Origin of the sequence: Streptomyces sp. NPDC059740, from assembly GCF_042733155.1 — a bacterium.
Classification (GTDB): domain Bacteria; phylum Actinomycetota; class Actinomycetes; order Streptomycetales; family Streptomycetaceae; genus Streptomyces.
Window position 1 is genome coordinate 65,236 of sequence record NZ_JBHWGP010000015.1, and the last position, 11,084, is coordinate 76,319.

The window sequence follows — 11,084 nt, forward strand, 5'->3', positions numbered from 1 at the left end:
CCGACGCACCAAGACACCCCCGCCACCACACCCACCCACCAGGGCACTCCCGCCGACGGACCCACTCATCAGGGCACGCCGACCGACGGGCCGACGCACCAGAGCACCCCGACCACACCGGCCGACGGACCGACGCACCACGACACCCCCGCCACCACGCCCACCCACCAGGGCACCCCCGCCGACGGACCCACTCATCAGGGCACGCCGACCGACGGGCCGACACACCAGAGCACCCCGACCACACCGGCCGACACGCCGACCCACGGCGACAGGCCGATGGACACCACCCTCAGGCCGGACAGCGGACAGCCCCACGTCGGTGCTCAGATGGGCAACGACTCGAGCCCCTCGCCTGACAGTGGGCAGTCCCACACCGGCGGCTCCACGCACGACGGTGGCCAGGGGCATTCCGGCGGCTCGACGCACCACGACGGCGGGCAGGGGCACTCCGGTACGCACACGCCCTCCGACCACGGAGGCGGCTCCCACGGCGGCCAGTCCCACACCGGCGGCTCCACCCATCACGACGGGTCCCACACCGGCGGCTCCACCCATCACGACGGGCAGTCCCACGCGGGCGGCTCCACCCATCACGACGGGCAGTCCCACGCGGGCGGCTCCACCCACCATGACGGGCAGTCCCACTCGGGGAACTCCACGCACGACCGCGGGCCGTCCCACTCCGGCGGGTCCACCCATCAGGAGTCGGCGCCGGCTGCGGAGCACGGCTCGCCCACCCATCACAACCCCGCGGAACACGCCACCACACAACCGACCCACGGCGAGAACCCCTTCGCCCCCAACGGTGGCCACTCCGACACAGGCACTCCGACGCCGGACTCCACGACCGACAACGGACCCTCGTCCACGCACGACGGGGCGTCCGACTCGGGCAACCAGCTGGACGGGGCCAATGCCACCGGTGGCGGCCGGCCGACCATGCCGCACGCCGGTTTCCCGATGCAGGGCGGCGCGACGTCGCACAGCAGCTCGTCCGGCCAGACCGGGCAGCATGTGGGCCACGACGGCGCTACCCACGACACAGAGGACGGGGTGACCCTCGACTCTGCGGCGACCACGATGGCACCGCCCCCCACCTCGGCGCTGAACAATCCGTCGCCCTCGGACCACTCGGGCTACACGCCGCCCTCGACGCAGAGCTCGCAGGGGGGCAACGCCTACGGTCCCATGGGCGGCCCCACCACCATGCCGCCGCACCAGTCCGCGGCCACGGCCACCGCGCCGCCGCGGCCGAGCGTGCCCACGCACGGTGGCGGTTCCACACCGCCTCCGCCGCGGCGCCCTGACACCGGCAGGCCTGACGGGGCCCGTCCCCATGGGGACAGCTCTCCGCGCCGACCGAGCCAGCCGACGCAGAGCCCCCGTCCTACCGGGCCGACCCGCGACAACCCGTTCCAGAGCAACCGCCCGGACACGGCACGCCCTGACGGCCCGCGCCCCGGCACCTCCCGGCCGGACGCCACTCGGCCGGACAGCAACCAGCAGGGGAACACACAGCAGCCGAACCGTCCTGGCGACTTTCCGCTGTCCAGGCCGCACCAGGTTCAGCCGACGCCCGAGCCGCAGGTCAAGCCTGCGCCACAGCACGACGGCAAGCAGCAGCCTTCACCCCAGCAGCAGACCCAGTCGACGCCCAACCCGCAGCAGCAGACCCAGCCGTCGCCCAACCCGCAGCAGCAGCCTCACCAGCAGACCCCGCAGAACCAGACGCCCCAGCCCGACCAGCAGAACCAGCAGAACCAGCAGAACCAGCAGCAGCAACCCACGCCGGTGCCGCAGCCTCAGCCGACGCATCAGCAGCAGCCGGATCACTCCACCCAGCAGAACGGCGCTGCTCAGCCGCAGCAGAACAACCAGTCGCCGGCTCCGCAGCACCCGCCGCGGCCCAGCCTGGACGACATCCGGTCCGGCCTGAATCACCAGCCGCAGGGCCTGAACTCGCCGGACCCGCACGACCAGCAGACGCTCGAGAACAACTTCCCGCGGAACCCGGACGGCACGCCGCAGCGCCACGCCGACCCCGACCAGCCGTGGGCGCAGATGCAGAACGACGGTGGGCCCACCGTGCCGGGCCGCTCCAACAACTGCGCGGATTGCAGCCGGTCGTTCCTCGAGTCCTGGTACGGCAACCCCCAGGTCTCCGCCCCCCGAACGCAGGACACCGACGCCAACGGGAACCCGGACCGCGTCACCGGTGAGAGCAACGGAACGAACAACATCCAGCAATGGGCGGGGACCAACTTCCGCCACTCCGGGCAGAGCGCCCCGGACGCGTACCACAACATCGCCAACGAGCTTCAGCAGGCCGGACCCGGCTCGGCTTCCGTCGTCCTCGTCAGCTGGCCGAACGGCGGGGCGCACGTCTTCAACGCGGTGAACCACAACGGCCAGGTGAAGTGGGTCGACTCCCAGACCGGCCAGGTCAGCAACACACCGCTGCACGGCAACGCCAACGGCGTCTGGCACCTCACCCTCGACGGCAACCGCAACCCGCACGACCCCAACGCCGCGCAGAACAACCAGGGCGGCCAGCAGAGCCAGAACCAGCACAACAACGCCCAGCAGCAGAACCAGCAGGGGCAGCAGCAGTCGCCCCAGCAGAACAACCAGCAGTCGCCCCAGAGCACGCCGTCCCCGCAGCAGCAGACGCAGCAGCAGGACGGCCAGCACCCGGGTACTTCGAACAACCAGCAGTCGTCCCAGCCGCAGACCACGCCGCAGGATCACCAGCAGGGTTCGGCCGACCAGCAGGGACCAGGGGACCATCAGTCGCCCCAGGACGGCCGGCAGTCCCCGTCGCAGAACGACGGCCAGGCGCAGCAGAACCACGGCAACGACAGCCGGCCCCAGCAGTCCGGGGACGACTCCTCGTCCCAGCACTCCGACAGCGACACCGAGTACCACGACGCCAAGAACCAGCAGTCCGACGACGACGGCGACCTTGACGGCGACTACCAGGACGCCAAGTCCCACCAGGACGAGGACAGCAGCGGCTCCGACTCCGACTACCACGACACCCAGTCCCACCAGTCCGACGACGACCACGCCCAGACGCAGCAGACTCACGGTGACGACTCCGGGTCGCAGCAGAACCACGGGAACGACAACCAGTCGCAGCAGAACCACGGCGACGACAGCCAGTCCCAGCAGGACCACAACGACACCGCTGAGTCGCAGCAGGACCACGGCGATGACACCCAGTCCCAGCGTCCCCACGGCGACGAGGCTCCGACCCACCAGCCCCAGGATCAGAGCCAGAACGAGCCCGCACCCCAGAAGAAGCCGCTGGCACCCGCCCCGGAGCGCCTGTCCAACTACCACAAGGCCATGGAGGACGGGGAGCACGAAGCTCTGAAGGTGAAGAAGGCCACCGGCGTCCTGGCGGTGGACGGCAAGGAGCCGCAGGCGGGCGCCCGCCAGTACGAGCAGAAGTCCTCGGACTACGAAGAGGCCGAGGGCAACGCCGCCGGCGGACGTCCTGAGAAGGGCGGCAAGTTCGTCAACTCCTTCGGCAAGGACGCCGACGGCAAGAGCTTCGGCGTCGTCATGGAGACCTACCGCGCCAAGGAGACCTCGCACCCCTACACGGCCAGCGAGGCGTTCCTCCACCAGCTCGCAGCCCACGACAAGAGCGAAGGCAAGAGCGACAAGGCCGCCGGCAAGGAACTCGCCAAGCCCTTCACGCCGAACGACGTTCCGAACAAGCTGCCCGATCACCTCTACCAGCAGAACATCTCCGGCGAGGCCCCCAAGGCCGCGCTCAAGGACGTCCTGGGCGACAAGAACCGCTTCGACTTCGACGCCCGCAACACCGACGACCCCGCGGTCAAGAAGATCCTCGCCACCGACAACGGCAAGAGCACCGCCAACATCGTCCGCACCTTCAACGACCTCAAGGGCAACAAGGACGGAAACGGTGTGGAGATCACCACCGGCTCCGTCATCAAGGACGACAACGGCAACATCCACCTGCGCCTCGACGTCGCGCCCAAGGCGCCCGACACCGGCAGCGGCGACGCGCACCACCACGCCGGCGGCAACTCCCGGCCGGACCAGCCCGGGACGCGCTCCTCCGGAGGCGGGCACCAGGACGGAGCTGGATCGGGTCACGCCTCGCCCGGCTCGTCGCACCAGGGCGACACGACCTCACACCACGACAGCCCGCAGCACAACGACTCGCAGCACCAGGACTCGCGCCAGAACGCCCCGCACCGCGACGACGACACGCAGTCGCAGCAGTCCCGCGACGACGACACGCAGTCGCAGCAGTCCCGCGGCGACGACACGCAGTCCGACCGGTCCGACGACGCCGAGTACCACGACGCCAAGAACCAGCAGTCCGACGACGACGGCGACCTCGACGGCGACTACCAGGACGCCAAGTCCCACCAGTCCGACCCGTCCGACCAGACCGGCGACAGCAGCGACTCCGACACCGACTACCACGACACCCGGTCCCACCAGTCCGACGGCGACACCCAGTCCCAGCACTCGAACGACGACGGCCAGTCGCAGCAGGACCACCGGAACGACGCCCAGCCCGAGCAGTCGCACGACGACACCCAGTCGCACGACGACACTCAGCCGCACGGTGACGAAGGCCAGTCGCACCCGTCCGACGGGAACGACACCCACACCCAGCCGCCGCACGACCAGGGCCAGGACCAGCCCGCCAGGCCGCAACGCGCCCCGCTGCCGCCCGCCGACCAGCGCCTCAGCAACTACCACGAGGCGATGAAGGACGGTGAGCAGGACGTCATGAAGCTGAAGAAGGCCACCGGCGTCCTGGCGGTGGAAGGCAAAGAGCCGCAGGCCGGCTCGCGGCAGTACGAGCAGACGTCCTCGGACTACGAGATGGACTCGGACAACGCCGCCGGCGGACGCCCCACCACGGGCGGGAAGTTCGTCAACTCCTTCGGCAAGGACAACGAAGGCAAGAGCTTCGGCGTCGTCATGGAGACCTACCGCGCCGACGACCCCTCCCGCGCCTACACGGCCAGCGAGGGCTTCCTGCACCAGTGGTCCGCGCATGAGAAGAGCGAGGGGAAGAGCGACAACGCGGCCCTGAAGGAGCTCAACAAGCCCTTCACGCCGAACGACGTCCCGAACAAGCTGCCCGACCACCTCTACCAGCAGAACATCTCCGGCGAGGCCCCCAAGGCCGCGCTCAAGGACGTCCTGGGCGACAAGAACCGCTTCGACTTCGACGCCCGCAACACCGACGACCCCGCGGTCAAGAAGATCCTCGCCACCGACAACGGCAAGAGCACCGCCAACATCGTCCGCACCTACAACGACGTGAAGGGCAAGAGCAACGGCGGCGTCCAGATCACCACGGGCTCCGTCATCAGGGACGGGAACGGCAACATCCACCTGCGCCTGGATGTAGAGCCCAAAACCCCCGACACCGCCGGCAGCACACCGGGCGGGCACACCGGCAGCCGCGACGGGGCACCCAAGCCTCCCGAGAACCCCGGCAGCCACGGCTCGGGCCCCAGGCCGCCGCAGAACCCCGGCAGCACGCCCGACGAGCACACGGGCGACAACACCGGGGCCCACACCTCGGACGGCTCGACCGGCAACGGCCACACCCCGTCGGACAACAACGACTCGCACCACGGGAACGACACCCCGTCGCAGCAGACCCGCAACGACGACGCCCGCTCCGAGCGGTCCGACTCGTCCGACGACGACGCCGAGTACCACGACGCCAAGTCCCACCAGTCCGACAGCGACACCGAGTCCCACCAGTCCGACGACGACCACGACGAGACGCACGCCTCCGGCGACGACAACCAGTCGCAGCAGGCGCACGACGGTGACGAGCCGCAGCAGCCGCACGACCAGGGCCAAGCCGAACCTGCCCGGCCGCCCCGGGCCCCGCTGCCTCCCGCTCCTGAACGCCTGTCCAACTATCACGACAAGGTGAAGGACGGGGAGAACGGGACGGCGGAGATGAGAAGGGCCGTCGGAGTACTGGCGACGGAGGGCAAGCAACTGCAGCCCGGAGCACGCGAGTACGAGCAGGAGACCAAAGACTTCCACCGCACCAACCCGAACCCCGAGGAGGGGGAGAACGAGGAGCAGCACTCCAACGCGGCGAGTGCCCACCCCTACTCGGGCGGCAGGTTCGTCAACTCCTTCGGCAAGGACACCGAAGGCAAGAGCTTCGGCGTCGTCATGGAGACCTACCGCGCCGACGACCCCTCCCGCGCCTACACGGCCAGTGACGCCTTCCTCCATCAGTGGGCCGTCCACAACGAGAGCGAGGGCAAGGGAAACGGCGCCATCAAGAAGGCCCTGGCCCAGCCCGTCACCCCCGACTGCATCCCCGACAGGCTGCCCGACCACCTCTACCAGCAGAACATCTCCGGCGAAGAGGCCAAGTCCACGCTGGACGGTCTGCTGGGCGGCTCCAACCGGCTCGACTTCGACACCCGCAGCCCCGGTGATCAGGCAGTGGTGCAGGCGATCCTTGCCACGGACAACGGCAAGAACACCGCCAACATCGTCCGCACCCACAACGACCTCAAGAGCGACGCCGACGGCAACGGCGGCCATCAACTCACCACCGGGTCCATCATCAAGGACTCCAACGAGAACATCTCCCTGCGCCTGGATGTAGAGCCCAAAACCCCCGACACCGCCGGCAGCACACCGGGCGGGCACACCGGCAGCCGCGACGGGGCACCCAAGCCTCCCGAGAACCCCGGCAGCCACGGCTCCGGCCCCAGGCCGCCGCAGAACCCCGGCAGCACGCCCGACGAGCACACCGGCGACAACACCGGGACCCACACCTCGGACGGCTCGACCGGCAACGGCCACACCCCGTCGGACAACAACGACTCGCACCACGGGAACGACACCCCGTCGCAGCAGACCCGCGGTGACGAGGCCCCGGCCGACCGGTCGGACCGGACCGATGACGACGCCCGCTCCCAGCAGTCGGACGACGTCTACCACGACGCCAAGAACCAGCAGTCCGACGACGACGGCGACCTCGACGGCGACTACCAGGACGCCAAGTCCCACCAGTCCGACCAGCCCGACCAGTCCGGCGACAGCAGCGACTCCGACACCGACTACCACGACGCCCAGTCCCACCAGTCCGCCGACGACGACCACGCCCAGACGCAGCACGACCACGAGGACAATGCCCAGTCCCAGCAGGACCACGCTGAGGACACCCACCCCGAGCAGTCCTCCCCGACCACACCGACCCGCGACGACGAACTGCCGCCGCCGGCCTCCGACAGCCGTCCCTACGACGCCGACAGCGGTGGCCTGCGCCGCCCGGACCCTGCGGACCAGCAGGCGCTGGAGCAGCACGTCCCCCGCGACGACGACGGCAACCCGCAACGGCACCCCGACCCCCGCAAGGGTGAGTGGCTCCAGCACGTCAACGGCCGGGACCACAGCGAGCCGGGGCGCGCGAACAACAGCCCCGACGCGGCGTTGTCCTTCGTCGACACCTACTCGGGCCACCCGACCGTCGCGGCGCCGCGCACCGACGACCACCCGGACGGGCGTCCCGACGACCGTGCCGAGTCCAACAGCCGCGACCGTATGGAGAACGCCCTCGGCGCTCGTTTCCACGACTACGGCGACGGCCCGGACGCGTACCACGGGCTGGAGGTGCTCCTCCGCCGTGAGGGCCCCGGAGCCCAGGCGGTGATCGTCACCACCGACTCCGCCGGCCGCCCGCACGCCTGGAACGCCGTCAACAACAACGGCCTCGTCGTGTACGTAGACCCCACGACGGGAACGCACGGCGCTCGTCCCCTCTATGACGCCAGCAACGGCGTCCACGCCGTACCCCTCACCCCGGACCGCCACCCGGCACTCCCCCAGCCCGACTCTCCGACGACAGCGCGGCCCACGTCGAACGAGAACGCCGGCAACTCCCAGGACACGCGGTCCGACGGGCATCAGCCGGAGAACTCGGCGGAGCCCCACCACGACACCCAGGGAGACCACTCCCACGAGTCGACCGAGCCGTCGGCCGACGCACCGCCCCACAAGCCCATGTCGGCGAACGATGTGCGGGTGGACCCGCCGCAATTCCCCGCCCCGGACGACCCGGGCCCGGCGCCGGACATCCACGACCCCGAATACGAGCCGGAAAAGGAACGTGGGTCGTTGGTGGAGAGCATCGACGACTCGCGCGTCACTCGGGATGAGGACGGCCTCATCAACACGGTCGACGGAAAGCCCGTGAAGAAGTACCTGGGCGAGCTCTCTCGGCAGCGGGCCACCGAGGTACACAGCCAGGCCAAGGGGAACGGGCCCTGCTCCGCCGTCGCCATCGACCTGCGTACCGGCCACATCACCGAAGGCGTCAACGGAACGAAGGCCGACACCATCCCGATGGCGCAGGTCCACCCGTTGCTGCGGGAGAACTACATGGACATGGCGGTGTGGCAGCACCCCGTCATGGACGCACCTGGAAAGATCCGGATCGCAGACTTGGTCGGCCCCAACGGCAAGGCGCTCAGGGATGAGAACAAGAAGGTCCTAAGGGGCGAACAGGTGTTCGATGGCAGGGTGCATCCCGATATGCCGCTGGGGCACGCGGAGGTCAAGGCCACGAACGAGTTGCTCTGGGCCCGGCAACGGGAATCCGACGCGAAGTGGCGCGAGCAGCACGGGGAGGATTCGACGCCGCCGCCACTGCCCCGAGACGCCCTGAAGGAAATGCGGTTCGATCCCAGGTGGCTGGACAAGGGGAAGCTCGGCAATCCGGCAGAGGCCTGCGGTAACTGCAACGTCATCCTGCGCGACGTTCCGAGTTACAGCGGCAGGTACCATCACGCCATGGGGGATTACCGACGCTTTCCGAACGTTGAACTGCCTGCGGAGGATTGATCATGCGCGTAAGCGACGAAGACACCGAATACGACGACGATTTCCGCGTGTGCTACGAGGGTGAACCTTTCACGGGCGAGGTCGTCACGGAGGACGAGGACGGGCGTATTCTCGAAATCGCCTCTTACCACGCGGGAATCTCCAGCGGTCCCCAGGAGGCGTGGCATCCGGACGGCTCCAGGAAACATCAGGGAACCACGGTCATGGGTGTCATCGTGGGGGACTGGTACGAGTGGCACGCCAACGGGCAGCTCGCCAGGCACCTGGAACACAACGAGAAGGGGCACGAGGTCCGGCGACGCAAGTGGGCCAAGGACGGCACGCTGCTCCAGGACTACGACAATTCCGGAACACAGTCCGCATAGCCGTCTTCGCCTCAGTCGCTCGCAAGACGCAGCACACGGCCGGTGGCGGAGGGAATCCTCCACCGGCCGCGCCGAAAGCGGCAAAGCTGAGGCGCAGGTCTGCCCGGCGTCGCCCGCGCCTCCCCTCCCCCGCCCCCTTCTCCGCCCCGACCATCGATGAGCTTCTCGCAGGCGGCCGGGGCGAGTGGCGGCTCGTCGCTCGCCACCCTCAGCGCCGAGCCGAGCCGGTCCGATCCGGCGATCCAGACCGGCCCCGACGCGACGAACAGGCCCGTACGCCCTGTGCGTCACCGCGCCACAGCGCCGGGCTGCGGGGACCGTACGCACCCCACTCACCTCTCCACCCAACTCCCTCATGCAGGCCTGCCCCCGCCGGGCCACGGGCCCCTGGAGCGCGGAGTAGCCCCGTCAGCAGGGCGCCCCGGCCGTCGGGAACGCCGTCGGCGGCTGCGAAAGCCCCGCCCTGTCACGGGTATTGACGCCGCTCGACCCACCGGGCCAGATTGGTCTGTACCAGTCCCCCTCCTGGGGCCGGTGCCGCCTCCCGTCGTGCCGCGAGCCCCACGCACCGCAGCCGTCTCCCCCGAACCCGCTCGCCCACCGCGGGTGTTCGGGACCGTGGGCGCGCCGGTCCCGCGAAGACCGCAGCGTTGGGAGATCCGCATGCCCCCCACCTCCTCGCCCGCCGGCCACCGGAAGCCGTTCCGGGCCGTGGCCGTCGCCGCGGCGGCGCTCGTCGCCGCAACCGTGACCGGCCTGGCCCCGAGCGGCGCCGCTGCCGCCTCGCCCGCCACCGTCCGTCCGGCGTCCGCGGCCGTCGCCGACTCCGGCTTCCACCACCCGGCGTACTACATGCCGCTGGACAACTCCCCGCAGCCGGTCTCCGACATCGTCGCCGCCGGGGAGAACCAGCTGCTCCTCGCCTTCGTGCTGGACTCCGGCGGCTGTACGCCCGCCTGGGACGGCGACAGCGCGCACACCGTGGCCTCGGACACCACGGTCCTTGCCGACGTCCAGGCGGTGAAGGCGGCCGGCGGCGAGGTGGGCGTCTCCTTCGGCGGCTACAACGGGGCGGAACTGGGCGCGGGGTGCAGTAGTGCCGGGGCGCTGGCCGCCGCCTACCAGAAGGTGATCGACAAGTACGGGCTCAGCCGCATCGACCTGGACTGGGAGGGCGACGACCTCGACGCGAACATGGCGGTGCGCTGGGCGGCGATCAAGACGCTGGAGCAGGACAACCCCGACCTGAAGGTGACCCTCACCATCCCGATGACCACCGTGGGTCTGCCCGACTCCGGCAAGGACGAGATACGCCAGGCGATCAGTGCGGGCGCCCGCCTCGACACCGTCAACATCATGGACTTCGACTTCGGGCTGGCGTCCGGGACGCAGACCGACGCGGCGGAGCAGGTCGCCGAAGCCGTCAACACGCAGCTGCAGAGCCTGTACGGCTGGGACTCGGCGACCGCCTGGGCCCACACCTCCCTCCAGCTGATGAACGGGCACACCGACCAGCCCAGCGAGCTCTACACCCAGGACACCTTCCGGGACCTGCTCGCCTTCGCCCGCGGCAAGCACCTCGCCGCGCTCTCCTACTGGGACGTCAACCGCGACCGCGCCTGCGACCCCGCGGTACCGCACAACTGGGCCGACGGCGCGTGCAGCAGCGTGACGCAGCAGCCCTGGGAGTTCACGAAGATCATCACCGGTTACCAGGGCTGAGGGGGCTGCCGGCGGGGGGCACCCCCGTCGGGGGCCGCACTACCCCCCAACCCAGGTTACCCCACGAACGCCCCCCGGCCGAAAATGCGAGATATTAAAAAAACAAAA

The 11,084-nt window shown here is 69.8% G+C and carries 3 protein-coding genes; all 3 read left to right on the forward strand.

Annotation, left to right across the window (positions count from 1 at the left end):
* The first annotated feature begins 279 nt into the window (after positions 1 to 279).
* The 3 genes from ACFV3R_RS19360 to ACFV3R_RS19370 all read left to right on the forward strand — a co-directional run bounded on the left by ACFV3R_RS19360 (position 280) and on the right by ACFV3R_RS19370 (position 10,976).
* Positions 280 to 8,889 carry a toxin glutamine deamidase domain-containing protein gene (locus ACFV3R_RS19360; protein WP_385584041.1) on the forward strand — a complete coding sequence of 2,870 codons (8,610 nt, stop codon included), beginning with the start codon at positions 280 to 282 and terminating at the stop codon, positions 8,887 to 8,889.
* 203 nt (positions 8,890 to 9,092) lie between these two features.
* The gene (locus ACFV3R_RS19365; protein WP_385584045.1) at positions 9,093 to 9,254 is read left to right on the forward strand and encodes a hypothetical protein; all 162 of its coding nucleotides are present in this window, start codon (positions 9,093 to 9,095) and stop codon (positions 9,252 to 9,254) included.
* A gap of 663 nt (positions 9,255 to 9,917) precedes the next feature.
* Positions 9,918 to 10,976 (forward strand): chitinase, encoded by a 1,059-nt coding sequence (locus ACFV3R_RS19370; protein ID WP_385584049.1) that lies wholly within the window; start codon positions 9,918 to 9,920, stop codon positions 10,974 to 10,976.
* Positions 10,977 to 11,084: the final 108 nt, after the last annotated feature.